The 24123-nt window shown below is 59.8% G+C and carries 12 protein-coding genes; 5 read left to right on the top strand and 7 right to left on the bottom strand.

Annotated elements, in window-relative coordinates; translation table 11 throughout:
* Positions 1–46: 46 nt before the first annotated feature.
* The 4 genes from dnaN (at position 47) to gyrB (ending at position 6164) form a co-directional block, all read left to right on the top strand.
* A complete protein-coding gene (dnaN, locus tag ASQ50_RS10825) occupies positions 47–1150 on the top strand; it encodes a DNA polymerase III subunit beta (protein ID WP_058090925.1) in 1104 nt (367 codons plus the stop codon).
* 18 nt (positions 1151–1168) lie between these two features.
* Positions 1169–2440, top strand: a complete 1272-nt coding sequence (locus ASQ50_RS10820) for an ABC1 kinase family protein (protein WP_058090926.1) — start codon at positions 1169–1171, stop codon at positions 2438–2440.
* Positions 2441–2538: 98 nt separating this feature from the next.
* Positions 2539–3681, top strand: coding sequence for a DNA replication/repair protein RecF (gene recF, locus ASQ50_RS10815; RefSeq protein WP_058090927.1), 1143 nt, complete (start codon positions 2539–2541; stop codon positions 3679–3681).
* Between the two features lie 68 nt (positions 3682–3749).
* Positions 3750–6164 carry a DNA topoisomerase (ATP-hydrolyzing) subunit B gene (gyrB, locus tag ASQ50_RS10810; RefSeq protein ID WP_058090928.1) on the top strand — a complete coding sequence of 805 codons (2415 nt, stop codon included), beginning with the start codon at positions 3750–3752 and terminating at the stop codon, positions 6162–6164.
* Positions 6165–6252: 88 nt separating this feature from the next.
* Here the strand turns inward: gyrB and ASQ50_RS10805 are convergent, their stop codons facing one another.
* The 4 genes from ASQ50_RS10805 to ASQ50_RS10790 form a co-directional block, all read right to left on the bottom strand.
* The gene (locus ASQ50_RS10805; RefSeq protein WP_058090929.1) at positions 6253–7014 is read right to left on the bottom strand and encodes a VC0807 family protein; all 762 of its coding nucleotides are present in this window, start codon (positions 7012–7014) and stop codon (positions 6253–6255) included.
* A 102-nt stretch (positions 7015–7116) separates the two neighbouring features.
* Positions 7117–8853 (bottom strand): carbohydrate-binding module family 20 domain-containing protein, encoded by a 1737-nt coding sequence (locus ASQ50_RS10800; protein WP_058090930.1) that lies wholly within the window; start codon positions 8851–8853, stop codon positions 7117–7119.
* Between the two features lie 435 nt (positions 8854–9288).
* On the bottom strand, positions 9289–10566 hold the full coding sequence (locus ASQ50_RS10795; RefSeq protein ID WP_058090931.1) for an aspartate aminotransferase family protein: 1278 nt from the start codon (positions 10564–10566) through the stop codon (positions 9289–9291).
* 60 nt (positions 10567–10626) lie between these two features.
* Positions 10627–12384, bottom strand: a complete 1758-nt coding sequence (locus ASQ50_RS10790) for an ABC transporter transmembrane domain-containing protein (RefSeq protein ID WP_058090932.1) — start codon at positions 12382–12384, stop codon at positions 10627–10629.
* Between the two features lie 252 nt (positions 12385–12636).
* Here ASQ50_RS10790 and ASQ50_RS10785 point away from each other — a divergent pair, with 252 nt between their 5' ends.
* A complete protein-coding gene (locus ASQ50_RS10785) occupies positions 12637–14430 on the top strand; it encodes an ABCB family ABC transporter ATP-binding protein/permease (RefSeq protein ID WP_058090933.1) in 1794 nt (597 codons plus the stop codon).
* A 127-nt stretch (positions 14431–14557) separates the two neighbouring features.
* On the opposite strand, the gene recD is transcribed toward ASQ50_RS10785, so the two are convergent.
* The 3 genes from recD to recC are packed head-to-tail and all read right to left on the bottom strand — an operon-like array spanning position 14558 to position 24119.
* Positions 14558–16807, bottom strand: a complete 2250-nt coding sequence (recD, locus tag ASQ50_RS10780; protein WP_058090934.1) for an exodeoxyribonuclease V subunit alpha — start codon at positions 16805–16807, stop codon at positions 14558–14560.
* Complete coding sequence (recB, locus tag ASQ50_RS10775) at positions 16804–20529, bottom strand: exodeoxyribonuclease V subunit beta (protein ID WP_058090935.1); 3726 nt, start codon at positions 20527–20529, stop codon at positions 16804–16806. The genes recD and recB overlap by 4 nt, the downstream gene beginning before the upstream one ends.
* On the bottom strand, positions 20526–24119 hold the full coding sequence (recC, locus tag ASQ50_RS10770) for an exodeoxyribonuclease V subunit gamma (protein WP_058090936.1): 3594 nt from the start codon (positions 24117–24119) through the stop codon (positions 20526–20528). The genes recB and recC overlap by 4 nt, the downstream gene beginning before the upstream one ends.
* Positions 24120–24123: the final 4 nt, after the last annotated feature.

Genomic DNA, 24123 nt, shown 5'->3' with positions numbered 1-24123 from the left:
GCGATCAACCAACAACATTCACTTCCGACAACTGAAGCCGAGTGCCATGAAACTGACCATAAGCCGTGAATCCCTTCTTACTCCTCTGCAAAGCATTGCTGGCGTTGTGGAAAAGAAACAGACCATGCCGGTTTTGTCCAACGTGTTGCTGGAAGCTGAAGACAACACACTGACACTCACCGGTACCAATATGGAAGTTGAGTTGGTCGGGCGGGTTACGCCGGTCCACGTGGACCAGCCTGGCAGGATCACGGTACCGGCCAGGAAGCTGTCTGACATCTGTCGGGCACTGGGTGACGAAGCCCCGATAGATCTGGCGCTGGAAGGCGACCGCCTGCACGTGCGTGCGGGTAACTCCCATTTTACCTTGTCGACCCTGCCGGCCGAGCACTTTCCCAATGTGGAAGACGAGCCGGAAAGCTTTCGCCTTGAGCTGCCGCAGAAAGAGCTCGGCCGCATGCTGGACGCCACGGCGTTTGCCATGGCGCAGCAGGATGTTCGGTATTACCTCAACGGCCTGCTGCTGGAAGTCGACAGCGGCCATGTACGGGTGGTGGCGACCGACGGCCATCGGCTGGCCATGGCCCATTCCGATTTGCAAACCGGTTGCCCGGAACCGCGACAGGTGATTGTGCCCAGAAAAGGCGTGTTGGAGCTGGCCCGCCTGCTGGATGATGTGGAATCGCCGGTCACTCTGGTGATTGGCGACAACCACCTGCGTGCGACGGTGGGCGCCTATACCTTTACCTCGAAACTCATTGAAGGCAAGTTCCCGGATTACAACCGGGTTATCCCCAGGGGCGGCGATAAGGTGGTGCTCGCTGACAGGGCAACGCTGAAGAACACCTTGCAGCGGGCCGGTATTCTCTCCCACGAGAATATCCGCGGTGTGCGCCTGAACCTGGCGCCGGGAGAGCTGCAGGTGTTCGCGAACAACCCGGACCAGGAACAGGCCGAAGACGCGCTGCCGGTGGACTATCAGGGCGAATCCCTTCAGATCGGTTTTAATGTAGGTTATCTGATTGACGTGATGAATGCGCTGGATGAGGCGCAGGTGAAGATTACCCTGTCCAATCCCAACAGCAGCGCATTGATCGAAGCAGAGAACGATAACAGCTGCCTGTATGTGGTCATGCCGATGCGGCTGTAACCTTTCCGGAGGAATGTAATGGGTGCCGTAACGAACGGAATCAAAGGTGCTTTCAGGGTTGGTCAGACACTGTCGGTGCTAGGCCGTACCGGTCTGAACTGGGTTCGGGGCGATCGCCCCCCTACCCCGAAACTGCTGCGCCAGACGTTTGAGAACCTTGGGGCCACCTACATCAAGCTTGGTCAGTTTATTGCCAGCTCCCCCACGTTCTTTCCCAAAGAGTACGTGGAAGAGTTTCAGTATTGCCTGGATAAAACCCCCAGTCTTCCATTTGGGGTGATCAAGCGCATCATTCGTGAGGAACTGGGGCGGCCGATCGATCAGGTGTACTCGGAGATTGATCCGGTGGCTTTGGCGTCGGCATCCATTGCGCAGGTCCATGCGGCGAAACTGGTGACTGGCGAAGACGTGGTGATCAAGGTTCAGAAGCCTGGCGTGGAAAATATTCTGCTGACCGATCTGAACTTTCTATACCTGTCGGCGCGAATTCTGGAAACCCTGGCGCCGAAACTGTCGTGGACCTCACTGTCTGGCATTGTTGAAGAAATTCAGCAGACCATGATGGAGGAATGCGACTTCATCAAGGAAGCCAATAATCTGAAGGTGTTCCGGGAATTCTTGCTGAATACCCATAACGACGACGCGACCGTACCCCGGGTATATGACCAGTGCAGTACCCGCAGGATCCTGACCATGGAGCGTTTCTATGGCGTTCCGCTGACGGATCTCGACAGCATTCGCGGTTTTTCCAAGGATCCCGAACGTACCCTGATCACTGCCATGAATACCTGGTTCGCCAGCCTGACCCAGTGCGAGTTTTTCCACGCGGATGTGCATGCTGGCAACCTGATGGTGCTGAAGGATGGGCGCGTCGGGTTTATCGATTTTGGTATTGTCGGGCGCATCAGGCCGGACACCTGGCAGGCCGTCAGCGATTTTATCTCTGCGATTATGGTGGGTAATTTTGATGGCATGGCCGACGCCATGATCCGGATTGGTGTCACCCGTCGCACGGTGAAGGTGGATGAGCTCTCTGCCGATCTGCAACGCCTGTATCGTCAGATGGACCGAATGGTTCCGGATGACGTTCCCTATGAAATGGGTCAGGCGGAAGATGACGTCAATAACATACTGATGGACATGGTTAAGGTGGGCGAAAGCCATGGCCTGCACTTTCCACGGGAATTTGCGCTGTTGCTGAAACAGTTCCTCTATTTCGATCGGTATGTGCATATCCTGGCACCGGAGATGGATGTGTTTATGGATGAACGGTTGACTATGCTCCATTAACGAGCGTCGCCGTCACGCATCTTGTACACTAAGGCAATGTCGCGTTCCGGCATTGCCTTTTTTTGTGCTCCGACTCCGGTGATGAGAAGTCCTCCTTTATGGCGCTTGTGAAACTCCAGACCCAGAATTTCCGAAACCTGGCGCCGGACCCTGTCGGTTTTTCACCTTCCTTTAATTTGTTGTACGGCGCTAATGGCAGCGGTAAGTCCAGTGCCTTGGAAGCCATTGCCTACCTTGGCCTGGGTCGATCTTTTCGGGTGAGCCGGCATCAGGCCGTAGTAAGCCATGGTCACAGCAAGTTAACGGTGTTTGGCGCTCTGGACACTGGGCTCAGCAACAATGAGGACCAAAGGGGTACGGCGGGAGGCAGCACCGGCATCGCCCATCGGCTGGGAATATCCCGGGATGTATCTGTGAAGGAAACATCGCTAAGGGTGGATGGCGAAGCGGTACGCAGTTTGTCATCCCTGGCCATGCATCTGCCCGTGTCGGTGATTGACCCAGGGGTATTCGACATTGTGGCCGGTGGCCCCGGAAAACGTCGACAGTTTCTCGACTGGTTAGTGTTCCACGTGGAACCTTCCTTTTCGGTAATGTGGCAACAATGCCAGAGAGTGACATCACAGCGGAATCAAACGCTCAGAAATGGTAGACTGGACGAATCGCTGCTCCGGGTCTGGGACAGCCAGTTCGGTGCCCTGGCGGAAACCCTGAGCGATGTCAGAGAGCAGGTTTTCAGGCAGTTCAAGGCGGCGTTCGATGCGGTGCTGCAGGAGCTGGATGCCAGCTGGACGGAAGGTCTGAAACTTGAGTTTTATCCGGGTTGGGATCGGTCCCGTTCGCTTGTGGACATACTGGCGAGCCACCGGGAGCAGGAGCGTCGGATGGGGCATACGTTGTATGGCCCTAATCGAGCAGATATCCGTCTCAAGTTAGGTGGCAGGCCGGTAGCGGAAACCTTTTCCCGAGGGCAGCAGAAGACATTGGTCATTCTGATGAAGATTGCCCAGGGAAAGGTGTTGAGTGATCTTGGTAAGCAGGTGACGTTCCTGCTGGACGACATTAATGCCGAACTGGATGTGCGCCATCGGATCATGCTGGCGCATAAGCTTCAGGATTTACGTTGTCAGGTGTTTATCACCTCTATTGAGCATCCGGAACCTGACGTGCTCTGGGGCGCCCGTGATGCACCGGAATACAGAATGTTCCACGTGGAACATGGAAAATTGACGGAAGAATAGACTGGCACAGGCGGCATATACCGTTTCTCCGCTGAACCTGGCCGGTATCACCTTCAGGAGTCTCATTAATGAGTGAATCGAACTACAATTCCTCCAGTATCAAGGTCCTGAAAGGACTGGATGCGGTGCGTAAGCGCCCGGGCATGTACATCGGTGATACCGATGATGGCACCGGCCTGCACCACATGGTCTTTGAATTGGTGGATAACTCCATCGATGAGGCTCTGGCAGGCTACTGTTCCGAGATCGGGGTCATCATTCACCCTGACGAGTCTATCAGCGTTAAGGATAACGGCCGGGGCATTCCGGTGGATCTGCACGAAGAAGAAGGTGTCTCCGCTGCCGAAGTCATCATGACCGTGCTGCACGCGGGCGGTAAGTTCGATGATAACTCCTACAAAGTCTCCGGTGGTCTTCATGGTGTGGGTGTCTCGGTGGTAAACGCCTTGTCCTCCACCCTGACCCTGACCATCCGACGTGATGGCAAGGTATACGAGCAGACTTATACCCATGGCGTGCCCAATGCACCGTTGGCAGAAGTGGGTGAAACAGAAGCGTCCGGCACCAAAGTGCACTTTATTCCCTCACCGGAAACCTTCACGCACATTGAGTTCCACTACGATATCCTGGCCAAGCGCCTGCGGGAACTGGCGTTCCTGAACAGCGGCGTGCGCATTCGCCTGACCGATGAACGCAGCGGCAAGGAAGAAGTGTTCGAGTATGAAGGCGGTTTGCGGGCATTCGTGGAACACCTGAACACCAACAAGACGCCAATCAACCGGGTGTTCCATTTCACCCGTGATCGGGAAGACGGCATCTCGGTTGAAGTGGCGATGCAGTGGAACGATGCCTTCCAGGAGAACCTCTACTGTTTCACCAACAACATCCCCCAGCGGGATGGTGGTACGCACCTGGCGGGCTTTCGCGCTGCCCTGACCCGTTCCCTGAATAACTACATCGATCATGAAGGTCTGGGCAAAAAGGCCAAGGTCGCCACCACCGGCGACGATGCCCGTGAAGGCCTCACCGCCATCATCAGTGTGAAAGTACCTGACCCGAAGTTTTCCTCTCAGACCAAGGACAAACTGGTTTCTTCTGAGGTGAAAACCGCCGTTGAGCAGGAACTTTACCAGAGCTTTGCCGAGTACCTTCAGGAGCAGCCCAACGAGGCCAAACTGATCGTCAACAAGATGGTTGAGGCAGCCCGGGCCCGGGAAGCTGCCCGCAAGGCCCGGGACATGACCCGCCGTAAAGGCGCCCTGGATATCGCAGGCCTGCCCGGCAAACTGGCTGATTGCCAGGAAAAAGATCCGGCTCTGTCTGAACTGTTCATAGTGGAGGGTGATTCTGCGGGAGGCAGTGCCAAGCAGGGTCGCGATCGTAAAACCCAGGCCATCCTGCCCCTGAAAGGTAAGATCCTGAACGTGGAAAAAGCCCGCTTCGACAAGATGCTGTCGTCTGCGGAAGTGGGTACCCTGATCACCGCACTGGGTTGCGGCATCGGCCGGGAAGAGTTCAACCCCGACAAGTTGCGTTACCATTCGATCATCATCATGACCGATGCCGATGTGGATGGGTCGCACATCCGCACCCTGCTGCTCACCTTCCTGTTCCGCCAGATGCGGGAAATCATCGAGCGCGGGCACGTGTTCATTGCCATGCCGCCGCTGTACAAGGTCAAGCGTGGCAAGCAGGAGCAGTACCTGAAAGACGAGAAGGCGAAAGAAGCCTACCTCACCCAGACTGCCCTGGACGGCGCTCAGCTGTTTGTAAATCCGGAGGCTCCAGCGATCAAGGATTCCGCCCTGGAAACCATGGTCAAGGATTATCAGGCGGTGATGGCGATGATCGAACGCCTGTCCCGGGCCTATCCGGCGAAGGTATTGCAGCAGATGGTGTACAACACCACGCTCAAGCCGGAGCAACTGAAAGAAGAGGCAGCGGTTGGCAAGTGGGTTGCGCACCTGGGTGATGGCCTTGAACTGGACACCCGCACCGGCACCAAATACGTGTTCTCGGTGACCCGGGACGAAGAGCGTGGCCTGTATCTGCCGATGGTTACCATCTATGTGCACGGTATTCCCCATGAACACGTCTTTAGCCATGACTTCTTCGAGTCATCCTCTTACAAGGCGATTGCCCGATTGGGAGAGACGCTGGAAGGGTTGATTGACGAAGGTGCTTACGTGCAGCGTGGTGAGCGCAAGCAGGTGGTGCTGTCGTTTGAGGGTGCTCTGGACTGGTTGATGAAAGAAGCCCAGCGGGGCCTGAACATCCAGCGCTATAAGGGATTGGGTGAGATGAACCCGGAACAGCTGTGGGAAACCACCATGGACCCGGAAAGTCGCCGCATGATGAAGGTCACCATTGAAGACGCCATCGCTGCCGACCAGATCTTCACCACCCTGATGGGTGATGACGTAGAGCCGCGCCGGATCTTTATCCAGACCAACGCCCTGGAAGTGACCAATCTGGACGTGTAACCACACTGACAGACTGGCATAAAAAAACGGTGGCACCTGACGGGGCCACCGTTTTTTGTTATCAGTCAGGAATTTTTATTCCGATAGATTACTTCGAAGACTCGGCGCGTTTTTGTTCTTTCTCTTTTTCCTTTTCAACCAGGTGCTGAGCCATCACCTCTTCCAGGGTATACCCGGTCAGGCGGCGAATGGTGCGCCACAGGTAGTAGAAGATCAGCATCATCATGATCATTGAAGGAATGGCGATCATCGGATAGCTCACCAGGGTCATCCGCCCCAATTCTTCGTTGAACGCCTGAGTGCCCGAAGGGCTGACCACAATCCACTTGGCCAGGACATAATTCATGATCGAGGAGAACAGGAAGGTACCGGCAAAGAAATAGCTGGCATTGAGCAGCCGCGCCTCGAACGCCTCGGTACAGCCCTTCTCTTCCAGCGAGGCGTGGATTTTATCCACATCCAGAATGTTCGGGTTGTACAGCAGCGTTCGTACCAGTGGGTATTTGGTGCGGGTGGATATCAATACGGCAAGACCAATCACCGCAGGTACCGCCGCCTCCTTGATGGCCAGCCAGCCGGCGTCCAGCTCCAGTAGCCCGATACCACCGGTCAGGCCAACGCTGATCAGGCCCAGCAGGGCGATGAAGTTTTTCTTGCGGTAACGAATCAGTTCAAACAGCCCCCAGCCAAGGGGAAACGCCAGGCCAATGACCAGCGCGTTGACACTGCCGAGGTGTTCGTCACCACTGAACTTCATCAGAATCACAGAGGGAATGATGATACTGACCAGAAGGTCAATCCAGGGTCTGGGCTTGTGGTCGGGAATGGAAGGGTTAGTCTGGGACGTCATGGTTACCGCCTATCGATGAATCGACGGCAGGTGCCTGAAGAGGCACTGCCGGAAAGAGCTTCCGGCAGTATACGACGAATTGAACACTGAACGTAACCGGCCTCAGAAGCTACCGGACGCGCTGGCGGATGAGCCAGCCGCACCAGTTTGCACCTGGTTATTGGCGCCGCTTTGCCACACCAGCTGGGCATCCGGGTCTGACTCGCTGCGTTTGATGCACTTCCACTCTACCTGCGAGTTTGCAGGCATGTCGAAGCTGCCGGACCAGGTTGGATAATTGGTTGGATCCAGCCTCAGCGCATTCGCAGGCGACCAGTTGCCCAGCGCGGCATTGTTGCCGGTAACGTAGACACTTTGGCCCCAGTTGGTGGTGCCATTACTGCACTGAAAGGCAACGTTGGCCTGTTCCCCTTCTGAACCGTTACCGTTGTTTCCGTCACCGGAGCCGTCGTTGCCATCACAGTCTGCGCCAACATGCAGCGCCGCGGCTTCCATGGACACAACTGACAGGGTCACCTGCCCGCCCTGCACGGTGACACAGCTGCCGTCACCGGCCACGTTACGATAGCTGCCATCGGGCAGGCCGGTTGTAAACGTTCGAGACAGGGTACTCCCTTCCCGGTTGATGGCCACAAAGCCCTTGTTGCCACGGCTGAAGGCGATCTGGTTATTGCCGTTATCCCACCAATGGCTGACGCCGGAACCATCCGTCACATTGCGGAAAGCCACCATGTTGGCAATGGAATCCCAACGGTGCTCACATATCCAGGCGCTGCCGCATTGCGCGCTTCCATTCTGATAAACCGTCTGGGCGGGTGGCCCCTGGTCGCCATCCGAAAAGCTGTAACTCGACATCACCTTCGGATACCCATAGGGCCAGGCCAGCATGAACACATTGGCGAGGTTATACAGGCCGCCATCCTTGTAGGTAACGATATTGCTGCCACCGGCGCCATGGCCGCGCTGGTTGTCGTGGTTGTCGGTAAACACCACGGCATCACCACCGGCCAGGAATCCCCAGCTTTCACCAAACCCGATAAGGTTCGCCAGGCGCTGGTTCTTGAACACGTCGCCAATCGCCGCGCTGTAGCGGAACTCGGTAACATCGGAAAGCCCGGTATACTCACCGGCGCTCACTGCCTCACCGCCCAGGTCTATCACTTCCTGGAATACATACAGTGGGTTGTTCACACGGGTCAGGATGCCACTGATATCCGAGGGCGACATGTGCTTGGCGGCGTCAATTCGAATGCCTTTCACACCAAGCGCTGTCAGCTGGTTCAGGTACCCGGCCAGGGTATTCTGAACGTAGTTGTCTGCGGTATTGAGATCGGGCAGCCCCACCAGCTGGCAGTTTCGAACACGCCAGGCGTCGGTGCCGTAATCTTCCGGATTGATACCGCAAGGCGTATGAAAATCATTGCTGCTGTAGATAGGATAACTGAGGGTGCTTGAACTGTACGTCGAACCCGCAGTGCCCGTACCACTGCCATTGGCCATATGGTTGATCACAGCATCGGCGTACACATCCACGCCGGCGGCGTTACAACGCTGGACCATGTCGGCAAACGCGCTGGCATCGCCGCTGCGGCTGTTCAGCTGATAACTCACCGGCTGATACCGGGTCCACCAGGCACTGCCCTGGATGTGCTCCTGGGGCGGCGATACCTGAACCGCACTGAACCCTTTGGGCCCCAGGAAGTTTTCACATTCCTGGGCGACGTCGCTCCATGTCCATTCAAACAGATGCACAAAGGCACCGGCCTGGGCCTGCTGTGTTGGCAATGTCAGTGCCAGTCCGAGCGCGGTACCGGTTGCCAATCGGGAGAGTGAGATCATTGCATGCTCCTGTGTTGTCATTGTTGTGGTGCATTTGGGATCAGCCTCGGTTGTCGGTTTTTTGTTCAAACGGGCTGATATTCACAACATGCAATGATCAATGATTAGCCAACACATCCTTGGAGCAGATAAAAGGGGCGTAGAGCCTAGGAGGGTATATTTTTTGGTCACATCGACTGTCTGATCGACTGGAAATCTCCGCCTTTCGAAGATCGTGCAAGGCCCGCTGTGAGGTAGTGCTCTCCAAAACACGCTCCTTGCGGCACATCCATGTGGCGCTTGGGCTCCGCCATCCATGGCTCCGCACAGTTTTGGAGAGCACTACCTCACAGCGGTCCCGGTCATTGTGCAGGTATCAATAAGAGTGACCTTCAGACTGTCATAAAAAAGCCGGGCACAAGCCCGGCTCTCTGGAACTGAAAGAAAGCGCCAATATCAGGCGCCCACCTCCTTCAGGCATTCCTCAACAATGTTCAGGCCCTCTTCCAGTACCTCATCTTCGATGGTGACTGGCATCAGGAACCGCAGAGTGTTGCCGTACATACCGCAGCTGAGCAGTATCAGGCCCTTCTCTTTGGCTTTCTTGGTTATCGCCGCTACCAGTTCCGGCATGGGCTTGCGGGATTCCTTGCTTTCCACCAGCTCAAACGCGGCCATCGGCCCCATGTTGCGGGCGTTATCCACGTGAGTGAACTGCTCCTGCCACTGGTCGAACCTGGCCCTCAGCTTGTCACCCAGGCGCTGGCTCTTGCCGAGGATATCTTCCTCTTTGATCACATCAAACACCGCCAGAGCGGCTGCACAGGCAGTGGGGCTACCGGTATAGGTGCCGCCCAGGGAATTCGGGCCCGAGGAGTCCATGACCTTGTCGGTACCGACGATGGCAGAGATCGGCATACCATCGGCCATGGATTTGGCCATGGTCATGATATCCGGCTCAACGCCGCTGTGTTCGATGGCGAACAGTTTGCCGGTACGGCCAAAGCCGCTTTGCACTTCGTCGACAATCAGCAGAATGTCATTGTCATCGCAGATTTTGCGCAGGGCTTTCAGGAAACTGACTGGGGCGGGATAAAAACCACCCTCACCCAGAACCGGCTCCAGTACGATGGCGGCGGTTTCGTGGGCCGGGGAATCGGCTTTCATGGTCATTGCCAGGCCGCGCAGGGCGTCTTCCTCGGTGATGCCGTGGTACGGCACCGGGTAAGGCGCGCGGTATACCAGGCCGGGCATAGGGCCGAAGGAGGTCTGGTAAGGGGCAGCTTTGCCGTTCATGGCCATGGTGAAGAAGGTGCGGCCGTGGTAGCCGCCATCGAAGCAGATCACGTTGTTCTTGCCGGTGGCTGCACGGGCAATCTTGACCGCATTTTCCAGAGCCTCGGCCCCGGAGTTGGCCAGCATGACCTTGCCGTGGCCTTTCACCGGCACGACTTCGCTAAGCTTCTGGGCGAGCTTCACGTAACCCTCATAGGGCATCACCGTCTGGCAAGTGTGCATCAGCTTGTCGAGCTGGGCTTTAACCGCCTCGACCACTTTCGGGTGCCGATGGCCGATGTTCAGCACGCCGATACCGCCGGCGAAGTCGATGATGCGCTTGCCGTCGGCGTCCCAGATTTCTGCGTTCAGGGCATGATCTGCAAATTGATCATTGGGGCTTGCCGCGCCCGCAGCGACGTATCGCTCTTTGAGTGCCTGCAATTCTTTGTTGCTCACTTTGCTGTTCTCCCTGGTTCAGGATTGAGAAATTCTCTTAACAGTGTAGGGAGTACGCACTCAACACACAAACCGACCATTGTCCGTGTCTGCGGCTTCGTCCCGGAATTGCAGGCTGGCCAGGCGCCGGTAAAGTTCGTTATCGCGCATCAGCTCATCGTGGCTGCCGACCGCTAGCAGCCTGCCATGCTCCAGCACGGCGATGCGATCGGCGTCTCTGACGGTTGCCAGCCTGTGGGCAATCACCAGGGTGGTACGCCCGGCCGTGAGCGCCGGCATGGCTTGCTGGATCAGGTGCTCGCTTTGGGCATCCAGGGCACTGGTGGCCTCATCCAGCAAGAGGATCGGGGCATCCGCCAGCAGCGCCCGGGCGATGGCCAGGCGCTGCTTCTGCCCACCGGATAACCCCAGCCCGGCATCCCCCAGCGGTGTGTCGTAGCCCTGTGGCAGCGCCTGAATAAACTCATCGGCGTGGGCAATCCGCGCCGCCTGCTCAACCTCGGATCGCGCTGCGTCAGGGCGGGCATAACGAATGTTGTCCGCCACCGTGCCATGGAACAACGCCGGGTTCTGGGGCACCAGGGCAAAGCAGCGCCTTAGCGCTGCCAAAGTCAGATCGGCGGTGTCTATCCCGTCGATCAGAATCCGCCCGGCGTCCGGTTGATAGAAATGCAGCAACAGATCGAACAGCGTGGACTTGCCGGCCCCGGAAGGACCAACCAGGGCCAGGGTCTCCCCGGGGCGGATATGCAGCGACAGATCGGCGATCGCCGGTTGGGCCTGGCGGCCTGGGTAACTGAAGCCCAGATGCTCGATGGATATCTCCCCGCTGACCGGCCCGGTAAAAGACTGCTGTTCCCCTTCTCGGACAAACGCCGGTTCGGTCTGCAGCAGCTCAAACAGCCGGGCCGCAGACCCGGCAGCCCGTTGCAGTTCACCAATCACCTCACTGATAGCCCCCGCGGCAACGCCAACCAGCAGGCTGTAGAACACGAACGCGGCCAGTTCACCGGGGCTTATCCGGCCATGAATCACGTCCAGCCCGCCAATCCAGATCACAATGCCGACCGCTCCCATCACCAGGGAAATCGCCAGCGTGGTCAGCCAGGCCCGCTGACGGATGCGCTCGCGGGCAATGTCGAACGCCTTCTCAGACACCTCTGAGAAGAACCGCCGGTCGTGGGGCTGGTGATTGAACGCCTGCACGGTTTTGATCTGGGAAAGGTTCTCCCCCACGTAACTGCCGACATCCGCCACCCGGTCCTGGCTCAGCCGTGATAACTGCCGAACCCGGCGGCCGAAGAACAGGATCGGCGCAATCACCAGGGGGAACCCCAGCAGAATGATGGCGGCCAGCTTGGCGTTGGTGACAAACAGCAAAATCAGCCCGCCGATAAGCATCAGCGTGTTGCGCAGGGCGATAGACACGGTGGAGCCGATCACCGATTGCAGCACCGTGGTATCGGCGGTAAACCGGGACTGGATTTCCAGCGCCCGGTTCTGCTCAAAAAAGCCGGGGTGAAGATCAATCAGGTGGTTGAACACCTTTTTGCGAATATCCGCCACCACCCGCTCGCCAATCCAGGACACCAGGTAGAACCGGGCAAACGAACCAAAAGCCAGGCCGAGCACCAGCACAAAAAACAGACCGATGGCTTTGGCCAGGTTTTCCGGTGATTGCGTGGCAAGGCCCTGATCCACCAGAATACGCAGGCCCTGGCCCAGACCTAGCGTGATGCCGGCAGTGATGACCAGTGCCAGCAGTGCTCCGGCCACGGCGCGGCGGTAGGGGCTGATAAACTCAATGACGAGTTTCAGAGCCTTGCGGTGACGAGTGTTAATAATGTGCCTCCAAGGTGTTAGCTGCTGTAGACTCCAGCTTCAATACGGTTTGTTCTCCTGACAAGACCTATCATACAGCTACGTAAGAGCGCGCGGGTGGGTGGGCCTGCCAGGACCGTCAAAAGCCAGGTATGGCTTTTGCCGAGCGTACATGGATGTATTTACAGCGTGTCCTGGCAGGCCCACCCACCCGTGCGTTCGACTTCTCCGAAACCGAAGGAAGACAGAGTGCGCGCCTACGCTGACAACGACTACCCTGCTGATCATAAGCCCGATTGGAAAGTGATTGCCGGCCTTTGGCCCTACTTGGCCGAGTTCCGTGGCCGGGTGGTACTTGCGTTGTCCTTCCTGGTACTGGCGAAACTGGCCACGGTCGCCACACCGGTCGCCCTGAAATACATCGTCGACTACCTGGACCAGAACCGCGGAGCCGACATGCTGCTGTGGATTCCCATCATCCTGGTGGTGGCCTATGGCAGCCTGCGCTTTGGAGCGACACTTTTCAGCGAACTGCGGGATGCCGTGTTTGCCCGCGTGGCAGAGCGGGCCATGCGGCGGGTTTCGCTGCGCATCTTTGAACACCTGCACCAGCGCGAGCTGGGTTTTCACCTGGACCGCAAAACCGGAGGCCTGGCCCGGGACATTGAGCGGGGCACCAACGGTATCAGCTTTTTGCTGCGCTTCACCCTGTTCAACATCGTGCCCACCATCCTGGAAATACTGCTGGTGGCGGCCATCTTGCTGGTCGTATTCAACGTCGGTTACGTCATCGCCATTCTGGTGGCGGTGGTGGTGTATGTGGTGTTCTCCATCAAAATCACCGAGTGGCGAACCAAGTTCGTGCGGGAAGCCAACGCCCGGGATAACCAGTCCAACTCCCGGGCCATCGACAGCCTGCTGAACTACGAAACGGTCAAATACTTCAACAACGAACGCTACGAAGCCGAACTGTACGACCAGGACCTGGACGACTGGGAACAGGCCCGGCTGAAGAACCGGCTGTCCCTGGCCACTCTGAACGCCGGCCAGGCGCTGATCATCGGCGTGGCATTGATTGTGATCATGGCCATGGCGGTGGGCGAAGTGGCCAGTGGTGAGATCACCCTGGGCGACTTCACCATGATCAACGCCTACCTGATCCAGTTGTTCATCCCCCTGAACGCCTTAGGCTTCGTTTACCGGGAAATCCGCCAGGCCCTGGTGAACGTGGAGCGGCTGTTCAAACTGCTTGGGGATAAACCCGCCATCCAGGACGCAGCGGATGCCAAGCCCCTGGCTGTGGATAACGGCGAGGTACGCTTCGAACAGATCCACTTCGCCTACCGGCCCGACCGCCCCATTCTGCAGGATGTGAACTTCACCATTCCCGCCGGCCATACCGTGGCGGTGGTGGGTGCCAGCGGTGCCGGCAAGTCTACCCTCGCCCGCTTGCTGTTCCGGTTCTATGAGGTGAATCAGGGGGTTATCCGTATCGATGGCCAGGATATCCGGACGGTTACCCAGGACTCCCTGCGCTCGGCCATTGGTGTGGTGCCGCAAGACACTGTGCTGTTCAACGATACCCTGTACCGCAACCTGGCCTACGGCAACCCAGCGGCCAGCGAGGCAGAAGTACACCGGGCTGCACGCATGGCCCACCTGGAAGACTTTATCCACAGCCTGCCGGAAGGTTACGACACAAAGGTTGGCGAGCGTGGCCTGAAGTTATCCGGCGGCGAAAAGCAGCGGGTTGCGATTGCCCGGGTGATTCTGAAGAACCCGCCGCTGCTGATTTTGGACGAAGCTACCTCGTCTCTGGATTCGCTATCTGAGCAGGCAATTCTCGGCGCGTTGAAAGAAGTCAGCCAGCAGAGAACCACCTTGGTGATTGCCCACCGGCTGTCTACCATTCGCGATGCCAATACCATTCTGGTGATGGATGGTGGCCAAATAGTGGAAAGCGGCAGCCACAACGACTTGCTAACCCGCGGTGGTCATTACGCTCATCTATGGGAACAACAGCACCGGAGTGAGGATCACTGAGAAGCTAGGGGTTCGGCGGGGGAGGCCTTTCCAAAACCTTGCGGAGCCAGGGATGGCGGAGCAGAGCGTACAGGGATGTATTCACAGCGTGTTTTGGAAAGGCCTCCCCCGCTGAACCCCGGGACCCTTACTCCGTTAACCGAAGAGCCAGACCCGAAGCCCGCACCACCTGTTGCCCCACACTGTCCTTGAACACCTGTGCATCGCCGGTAATCAGGCTGAACCAGTTCTTGGCCCGGGTGATGCCCGTGTAGACCAGCTCCTTGGTGAGCACCGGGCTGAGGCGATCTGGCAGCACCAGGCAGGTGTGGTTGAACTCCGAGCCCTGGGATTTGTGCACGGTCATGGCGTAAACGGTTTCCAGTTGCTGCAGACGGCTGGGGGAAATCCAGCGGATGCCGTTTGTGTTGTCTCCGCTGGGGAAAGCTACCCGAAGAGTGTCTTTGGGCTCACCATTCGCGGTTCTATCCCAGGGCACATTGAAGGTGATACCTATGTCCCCGTTCATCAGGCCCAGGTTGTAGTCGTTGCCGGTGACCAGTACCGGCCGGCCGGCATACCAGCCGTCGGTTTTGTCGATCAGTTTTTCAGCCAGCAGCTTCTGGGCGATACGCTGGTTCAAGCCTTCCACGCCCCAGGGGCCTTTGCGTAACGCACACAGCACCTGGAAATCGTTGAAGGCTTCCAACACCTCAGCGGCGTGGGCATCCCAGGCTTCTCGCGGACTGTCGGCGGTTAAACCGGAGATGTGGATAACTTCAAGATAATGGCGATAGCCCACCGGCGCTGGCAGCGCTTTGCCATTCATCGCCCGCCCCTGCCCGGCGTTGCGGAAACGCTCCGGCGAGCCGGTGATGGCGTGGCGGCAAATCAGCTCCTGGGTCTGTTCCGGATCGGGTTTCGGCGTGCCGCCATTGAGCCAGATCACATCGTCAAACTCGGCATCCCGGATCTGTCCCAGCACTTGGCTGGTGAGCGTGCTTGTGTTGACGGCTTCTGCCAGCTGGCGAATCCCGCTGTCCTGTCCAAAGCGGTAGCTCTTACGCAGCATGGCCACGGCTTGGTCGAGTGGCTGGCCGGCGTTATCCACAAGGCTGGCCGGTATCTGGGTGCCGGTGATGGCGGCCAGCCAGCTGGCGGTGTCCGGGGTGTAGTGGGCGTCGAAGGCCCGCTGGCACAGTTCGCCCAGCACCGCGCCGGCATCCACTGAGGCCAGCTGGTCTTTGTCGCCCAGCAGGATCAGCTGGGCGCTGGCGGGCAGGGCGTCGAACACCGAGGCCATCAGGTCGACATCCACCATGGAGGCTTCGTCGATCACCAGGATATCCACCAGCAGGGGGTTGTCCTGGTTGTGGCGGAACTGGCGGGTGTCGGGCCGGCTGCCCAGCAATCGGTGCAATGTGGTGACCTTGGTGGGAATATCGTCCAGTTGCACGGAGCCGGGAAGGTCTGTCAACGGCAGCTTGCTGACCGCGCCGCCAATGGATTCGTTGAGGCGGGCGGCGGCCTTGCCGGTGGGCGCCGCCAGGCGAATACGGTATTTACGCCCCGCCCGTTCCGGGCTTTCCCCGGCCACCGCCTGCAGGGCCGCCAGAAGATTCACCACGGTAGTGGTCTTGCCGGTACCCGGGCCGCCGGTGATCACCGCAAAGCGGTTCCGGGCGGCCAGGGCGCAGGCCAGTCTCTGGTAATCCACCGCGTCGGTTGAGCGGAACAGTTTGTTTAGTGCCTGCGACAGGGTTTGCGCGACCGGTGATTGCGGGTCCGCCAGGGGTGAGGGCAACGCCAGCCTTTGCTGGATACCTTCGGCAATGCGCTGTTCATAGCGCCAGAACCGCCGCAGATACAGCCGGGTACCGTTGAGTACCAGTGGGGTTGATACCGAACCATCGCTCACGGCAAGGGAACCCTGAAGGGCTGTCAGGCAATCAGAGAGCTTCACTCGAGCCAGCAGCGCCTGCGGATAAAGCCCTTGCAGGTTGGCCGCCTCGGTTTCGGACAGCCCGGTGTGCGCGAATTCTTCCGGTGGCAACGCCAGCGTATGGCCGGCATCGGTCAGCAGCGTGGCCAGGTCGATGCACACGTGGCCGCGGCCCACCTGATGGGAGATCAGTGCCGCCAACAACAGTACCAGAGGCTGTGGGCTCTCGCCCTGCTCTTCACTGAGTTCCCGGATCAGCCGGGCAAAGCCGGTATCCAGCGGGCGAATCCAGCCGGCCTGTTGCCATTGTCCTAACAGAGCCTCGGTTTCGTTCAGACTGGCCAGGAGGTGTGAGTTATCCACAGCCTCCGGCGATTCCGTGGCCGCCGGCTTCAGCGGAGCGTCGTCGCCCAGATCCAGGGCAAACTGGTTTTCAGTGTGGCGGGTACGGCTCATTCGGCCACCTCCCCGGTCAGGGTTTCGCCATCGAACAGGGCATCCAGCTGCTCAATCAGTTTCCTCGGTGGCTTGTCGGTAAACGCCCCGCCGCTGGCGGAATTAACCCCGCGCAGGAACAGGTACACTGCGCCGCCGATGTGCTGGTCGTAGTCATAGCCGGGCAGCCGGGCTTTCAGCAGCCGGTGCAGGGCCAGCAGGTAGAGAACGTATTGCAGGTCGTAGCGCTTGTCCAGGATCGCCTGGCCCATGGCCTGGTCGGTGTAGGCGGTGTCGTCCTCACCCAGCGAATTGGATTTGTAGTCCAGCACGTAATACTGCCCCTTGTGTTGAAACACCAGGTCGATAAAGCCCTTGAGCATGCCGTTGAAGCGGTTGGCCTCGGCCCGGGGCCGATCGGCACCGTTCAGGGTATAACCGGTGACCAGGGCATCCAGTTGCCGGATGCTGACCTTGCGGCTTTCAAACCAGAATTCCAGTTCCGGGCGCAGGCTGTCCAGCTCTTCCAGGCTGGCGCTTTGTTGCCCTTCCCGGTCCAGGTTCAGCGGTTTCCGGATCAGCGCCAGCAACCACTGTTGCAGGGGTTCCACCCAGTCGCCCCAACCCCGGGTGCCACAACGGCGGGCCAGCTGCTCGTGCAGCAGTTCGGGGTTGTCCACAACCCGCTGGAAGCCCTGGGCCGTACACCACTCCAGCAACTCGTGCAGGAAGGTGCCGGGGCCGGCGCCTTTGGGGAAATGGTGATGGTTGCGCACCGTAGGCACGGCGAGTGCCTCATCGGTGTCGCTCTGGGCACTTTCTTCCAGCAGGTTCTGGGTCTGGGCGTCTTCCACCTCTCCGGTGAAGGTAATGCCGGTGCCTGCCATGCCGGTGTATTCGACGGTGGAGTAACTGGCAATCCACCAGTCTTCCTTCGCTTCGCGGTTGGAGATCAGCGCCGGCCCCAGGGCTTCCGGGGCGGTTTCGCTGAATACCGTGCTTTCGGCTTCCGGCAGCGGGGTAATCCGGATTTCCGGGCGGCCCTGCGCCAGCGGAGCCAGTGCTTCGCTGATGGGCTGCTCCGGTGTTCCGGCAATCGCATAGCCCAGGCCACTCTGGTGCCAGTTATCCACAGCCGCCGCGCCCACCCAGGTGGCAAACCGGGCCCGGGTCAGGGCCACGTAGAGTTTGCGGATGTCCTCGCCCAGGCGTTCCTGATCGGCTTGGGCGATGTCCTCCGGCGTTGGGTCGAACACCGTCACCAGCTTGCCGGTGTCGTCGTGGTAGCGAACATACGCCTGCTTCTGATTCTGCGCCCGGAAGGCGGTGCCGAAGGGCAAGAACACCAGCGGGTATTCCAGGCCCTTGGATTTGTGCACGGTGATCACCTTCACCAGCCCGGCGTCGCTTTCCAGGCGCAGGGTGCGGTGTTCGTCCTCTTCGTCTGCCGCCCGCAGGATCTGGGTGAAGTGATGCACCAGCGCATGTTCGCCATCCAATTGCAGGCTGTCCTGCTGCAGCAGTTCGGCAATGTGCAGGATGTCAGTCAGTCTTCGCTCACCGTCCGGGCGCTGCAGCAGGCGGCCGGGCACCTCGAAGTCCATCAAAAAGCTGCGCAGCATGGGCAACACGCCCTGGCTTTGCCACTGTTGCTGGTAACCCTGAAAGCGCTCGATTTCCCGCTCCAGTATCAGCTCGTCGGTGAGCAGCCGATCCAGCGCTTGCCAGCTCTGGCCCAGGGTCGGCGTCGCCAGGGCGGCGCGGATGAAGGCCAGTTGCCGGGGTTCGGCGAAGGCGCGAAGCCAGCACAACACTTCTTTGGCTTCCCGGGAAGTCAGCACCGAATCCCGGTCCGACAGATACACGCTCTTGATGCGCCGGCGGCCAAGGGCATCGCGCACCGCAGCCGCTTCGTTGCGGTTGTTCACCAGCACGGCGATGTCTTTGGGTTCGACGGGCTCCAGGTCGGCCGGGTTATCCGGCAGGACAAAGCCTGCCTGCCCGGCCTGGCCCAGGGTCAGCAGCCGGGCAATCTCGCTGGCGCTGGTTTCGGCGACATCGGCGGTGGCAGTGCCTTTGGCCAGGCCTTTGGGGTTGCCATCCTTGTCGGTTTCATCGGATTCGTGGGTCCAGAACGCCAGGCTGGGTTGAACCTCTCCGTTCACGGCCCACAGCCGCTTGGTGCCGTTGGCCTTTACGCCCTGGAATGGCAGTGGGGTGCTGTCGCCCTTGCCGAACAGGAAGGCCCCTCTCGGGCTGTGCTGGTCGCTGTACTCGAATACCCGGTTGACGGCGCTGACCATGGTCTTGGCCGAGCGGAAGTTGGTGCCCAGGGTGTAAGTGCGGGCCTGCACACCCAGCCGGGCCTGCAGGTAGGTGTAGATATCGGCGCCCCGGAAGCCGTAGATGGCCTGTTTCGGGTCACCGATCATCAGCAGGCAGGTGTTGGCACTGTTGTCCTGCACTGCGTAGATCCGGTTGAAGATGCGGTACTGCACCGGGTCGGTGTCCTGGAATTCGTCGATCAGCGCCACCGGAAACTGCCGGCGGATGGTGGCGGCCAGCTGGTCGCCCCGGGGGCCATGCAGGGCGTCGTCCAGGCGGGTGAGCAGGTCATCAAAGCCCATTTCCGAGCGCTGCTGCTTTTCTGCTTCCAGCCGCTCGGCAATCCAGTGGCTGGCGTGGCGCAGGATGTCGGACTTGGCGCTGGGCTGGTTCTGGCCGAATTCCAGCAAGGCTTCGATGGCGTCAAAGGCCGGGTGATGGGGTGCCGGGTCGTCCCCTTTGAGGATGTTGGCCAGGCCCTCGGGTGTCTGGTTCTTGTAACCGGCGGCGCTGTCCAGCTTCTCCGGCAGCAGCTCGTCGGATTCAGCCCAGGCCAGCAGGCTGTCCCAGACCTTGAGCATGGCGTTTTTGCTGCCACCGTGCAGACGCTTGGCTTTGTTCAGGCCGTTCAGTAGATCGGTGACTTCCTGCTGCCATTGGGCCCAAGGGTGTGCCCTCAATTCATTGGCCCGTGCCAGCCGTTCGCTGACCACCTGGTTGATGGCCTGGTGGACACTCTCTGGCGGTGTGCCCAGGGCGGCCGGGTCGTCAATCAGGTTACGCACCGCCTTGCGCAGGTCGCTGGGGGTTTTCCAGTGGCTCAGCGCTTCGTCCATCAACGCCGGCGGCAACGGATAAACAAAGGTGCGCCAGTAGTCCCGGGCCACGTCGTCCAGCAGGTCGCTCTGGTCCGTTTCCAGGGTCAGCCTGAACAGGCTGCCGCTGTCGAAGGCGTGTTCGCTGAGCATACGATTACAGAAACCGTGAATGGTGGATACCGCGGCTTCGTCCATCCATTCGGCGGCCAGCAGCAGCTTCTTGCGGCAGTCGGGCCAGGTAGCCGGGTCCGGGTAGCTGTTATCCCGCAACTTGTGGATAAGTGCGGTTTCCGGGGTGGGTTCGAGGTGGTCAGCGGGGTCGGAAAATACCTCGGCGGCCTGGGTCAGCCGGGTGCGGATGCGGTCCCGCAGCTCCTTGGTGGCGGCGTCGGTAAAGGTCACCACCAGCAGGTTCGGCGGCAGCAGATTCTGCAGCGGGCTGTCTTCTGCCTGGCCATGGCCCAGCACCAGGCGCACATACAGGATGGCGATGGTGAAGGTTTTGCCGGTGCCGGCGCTGGCCTCGATCAGGGCACTGCCGTTAAGGGGCAGGGCCAGGGGGTCCAGGTTCGGGTTTCGTTTGGTGATCTGGTCGGTCATTCCATGCTCCCAATTTGCTCCGCCGCCGACTTGCCCTGTTCGGTTTCCCACAAGGGGACATAAAGCTGGTGCAACAGGGCTTCAAACTCGCCGCTGGCCATCAGCGCCTCGGGGCTTTCGAAGGCGCCCAGCAGGTAGCCGGTGTCCCGGTCCAGGGCGGTGGCGTAGGCCTGTTCTGCCTCACTGATGGCCCGTTCGTGGTCGCCGACAAATTTCTTGCCACCGTAGTAGCTGGTGATCCAGGCGAAGCCGGCCTCGCAGTGCAGCGGCAGGGCTCGGGTGGTGGCGTCCATCCAGCGGCTCAGAATCGCTTCGACATGGTTTCGTGCCTGATCGGGTGGCATCACCGGGAACTGGAACTTGCGGCCTTCTTCCTTACCGAGGATCAGGGTTTCAAAGGGCTGGCCGCTGAGTTGACCGGCCAGGTGAATCAGCCAGTCCCGCAGCAGGTTGGCGTAGCGCACTTTCTTCGAGTAACCCGAGCCGGTGAGCAGGCCGGAACTGGCAATCACCAGCCGGCACAATTGCCCTTGTGGATTACAACGCAGATTATCGATTAAATCGGCCACCTCAACCGTCCCGGTGCCATCCGAATAGCGATATTCGAACGGCAAGGGTTCGGTCACCGCTTCCGGCCATTCTGCCAGGGTGCTGCGATAGCGGTCGAACAGATCTGGCAGCCGGCCGGCCAGTTCCGAGCGCAAACGGTGTTCGGTGACGCCCATGCCCAGGTCACCGCGCCTGGCCATGCGGTCGAGCGTGGTTTCGAGCCGTTCGTAAAATTCTTCCTCACTGGCGGCTTTGACCACGCCTTCCTGAATCAGCTCGTTATCCAGGCGCCAGCGGTCGAGACCGTTCAGGTCGAAGTTTTCGTTGTCGGTGTCGTCGTCTTCCACGTCTTCAAACCGTACCTGCAGTCGGCGCTGATAGAAGGTGTCGATGGGCTTTTTCAGAAAGCTCGCCAGATCGTTCAGGCTGATGGGTTCTTCCGGCGCCAGATACGGCAGGGCTTGGTGTTCCTGCTCGAGGGCTTCCACACCGTGTGCGCTTCGCCATTCCCGTTCGTAGGTGAACAGGCCGCGGGCCTTCAACACCTCGGCCAGCGGCCTGGGCTGGGCCTCGTCGCCTTCGCCCACGCCGTTGGCTTTCGGGAAATAGCTCCGGCTGAAGGGTTGCAACGGGTGTTGGGTGGTCAGAGCCTTGGTCACCGTAACTCCCGGTTGCCCTGCCACCGCCCACAGGCTGTCCAGGTGGTCCTGCAGCTGGCCGATGAGCACCGAGGGTGGCCGTTCAGAGTCGTCCTTGATACTGCGCCCCACCCAGCTGATATACAGCTGTTCCCGGGCGGACAGCAGGGCTTCCAGGAACAGGTAGCGGTCGTCTTCCCGGCGGGAACGGTCACCGGGGCGATAGTCCTGGGCCATCAGGTCGAAATCCACCGGCGGCCGGGTGCGGGGGTAGTCGCCATCGTTCATGCCCAGCAGGCACACCTTGCGAAAGGGAATGGCCCGCATCGGCATCAGGGTGGCGAAGTTCACCTTGCCGGCCAGGAAACGCTGGTTCAGGCCGCCTTCGTCCAGGCCTTGCAGCAGCACATCCTTGACGATGTTCAGGGGCAGCGGCTGATGATCAAGGCCTGCGGCGAGGGCATCTTCGAGCCACTGCTCCAGCTGGCGGCGGAAGCGGTTCAGCAACAGCAGGTCCTGGCCTTCCACTTTGTGGAAAAACTGCTCGAGCATGGCGGAGAACAGGGCTTCCCACTCACCGGGCGTGCGGGTGGTTTGCAGTGCCTGCCACAGGGTTTCCAGCTGGTGTACGAACTCGCCCAGGCGCCCGGCCAGGCTGGCTTGCAGCCCGCCGATTTCTCCGTAAGGTTCCACCCCGCCCCAGGGCTCGTCATCGCCCATGCCGTAGCCAAGCAGCATGGCCCGCAGGCCAGCCTGCCAGGTGTTGCGTTCCAGCTCTGCCGGCAGGTCCAGGCTTTCCCGGTGTGCGCCGTGCAGGCCCCAGCGGATGTTGGCGCCCTCGACCCAACGCCGGGCCAGGGGAATTTCATCCTCACTGATATCAAAGCGGTCGCGAATGCCGGGCACTTCCAGCAGGCTGATGATTTCGCTTACACCAAAGCGACTGCGGGGCAGCGACATCAGGGTTTCCAGGGCAATCAGCACCGGTTCGTGGTGGCGCTGGCCCTGGTCGGAGATGGTGAACGGAATGTGGCGCTTGCGACCGGGGGAATAGCGGCCAAATACGGCCTGAATGTGAGGCGCGTACACGTTGATGTCGGGCACCATCACAATCACATCCCGGGGTCGCAGTGTCGGATCGGCATTGAAGGCGGCCAGCAGCTGGTCGTGCAGAACTTCCACTTCCCGCTGGGGGCCGTGGGCGTCGTGGAACACCACGGAATGGTCGTGGGCCAGATCCACCGTGCGCTGCTGCTGGCGGATTTCCTGCAGTGGCGTCAGGTTGTGGATATCGTTCTGCAACTGGTGCAGCAGGCAGGGGTTATCCACATCGCCATGGTCGGTGAAGATGTCGATCTTCTGGCCCGGGGTCTGGAAGCTGGCGCGGTAGTCGTCCGGGTTGTCGAACTCATCCAGCAGGCGAATGTAGTCCCGGCCCTGTTTGCCCCAGGCGGCCAGCAACGGGTTGGCATGCTGGTGCAGTTGGTCCGGGTCATCAATCTGTGACAGCACCGGGTGCGCGACGCCGCGCTTGCGCTCGGCTTTCAGCAGCTCCCGGTCGCTGATGATGTCGGCCCAGTAGAACTGGCAGGGGTTGTGAACGCACAGCACCACCTGGCTGAACCGGCTCAGTACGTACAGGGCTTCCAATGCTTGGCGGGGCAGGGACGACACCCCGAACACCACGATGCGCCTGGGCAAGCGGGCGGGATTGGCCGGCTCGGTAATGCGCTGGCCCTGCTCCATAAAGCGGGTGTGGATTTGCGAGCGGCTGGTGTGGGCCTCGCTGCCTATGTCTTTCACAAGCGCGCGCCAGAGCAACGGCTGCCAGCGGGTTTCCATATCCAGGGATTTCTCCTCGCCCCGGGCGGTGATCACCACATCCTTGCCCTGCTCCCAGGCCGCCAGCCAGTCGGCCCGGAACACCTGGTACTGATCGAACAGGTCTGCCACTTTTTCGGCCAGCTGGAAGTTGCGCAGGTCGGTGTCGCTGCCATCCAGAAACCGCGCCAGTGGCGTGAAGGCCTCATCTTCCCCCACCAGTTCCGGCAACAACCGGTACAGCCGCCACACCAGACGGCGCTTGTCGAACGGCGACTGCTCCGGCACTTCGCCATCGGGCAACACCGCCCGGTAGGCCTGCCAGATAAACCGCGCGGGAAACAGGAAATCCATGCCGGCGGCAATGCCCAGGCCGCCTTCCACCCCATCCTCGGTGCGCTTTTCCGCCAGTGCCAGCTTCAGCCACTGGGCGATACCGTTACTCTGTACCAGGAAGGTCTCGCTCTGCAGCGGCGGCATGGGGTTTTGCCGGCAGATATAGACCACGGCCCGGCGCAGGTCTTCCAGATGATTGGCGTGTATGGCGTGAAAGCCGGGTTCGATGGTGGGTGCAGCCGCCATGGGA

Source organism: Marinobacter sp. LQ44 (assembly GCF_001447155.2).
GTDB lineage: Bacteria > Pseudomonadota > Gammaproteobacteria > Pseudomonadales > Oleiphilaceae > Marinobacter.
Note: the sequence above shows the minus strand (reverse complement) of the source record. Positions and strands in the feature narration are given on the sequence as shown.